Origin of the sequence: Streptomyces sp. SID14436 (genome assembly GCF_010548465.1) — a bacterium.
In the GTDB taxonomy this organism is placed as follows: Bacteria; Actinomycetota; Actinomycetes; order Streptomycetales; family Streptomycetaceae; genus Streptomyces.
In genome coordinates, this window is the sequence record NZ_JAAGMD010000222.1 from 1 (window position 1) to 497 (window position 497).

General features: G+C 78.5%; 1 protein-coding gene. It reads right to left on the reverse strand.

What is annotated here, in order from left to right:
* Window positions 1-497 (reverse strand): molybdopterin-dependent oxidoreductase (locus G3I53_RS08005; RefSeq protein WP_164438167.1); only part of this gene is annotated, 497 nt, incomplete at both ends.

Consider the following 497-nt stretch of genomic DNA (forward strand, 5'->3'; position numbering starts at 1 on the left):
CCGGTGCCCGGCGAGGACCGCCTCGCCGGCGGCGGGCCGGGGCAGCGCGCTCGCCGTCTCCTCCGGGTCGGCGGCCCGCGGGCCGTCCCAGGTGCCGAGCCGGTCCAGCTCCGCGCGCAGGGTGCGCAGGTCGGGCAGTCCGAGGTGGACGTCCATGGCGTCGGCCAGCATCTGCAGCACGCGGGCGTCGGTCGGCGCGGGACGGCGGGTCATCTGGTCGGGCTTGATCGCCGCCTGGAACGGGCGGGCCCTGCCCTCCCAGTTGAGGAAGGTGCCGTCCTTCTCGGCCACCGGGGCGACCGGCAGCACGACGTCGGCGAGCGCGGTGACCTCACCGGGGCGCAGCTCCAGGGAGACCACGAAGCCCGCCTCGGCGAGGGCGGCCCGCGCGCGGGCCGGGTCGGGGAGGTCGGCGATCTCGACGCCGGCCACCACGAGGGCCTGCAACTGGCCGCCCGCGGCGGCCTCGACGATCCCGCCGGTGTCCCGCCCGAAGC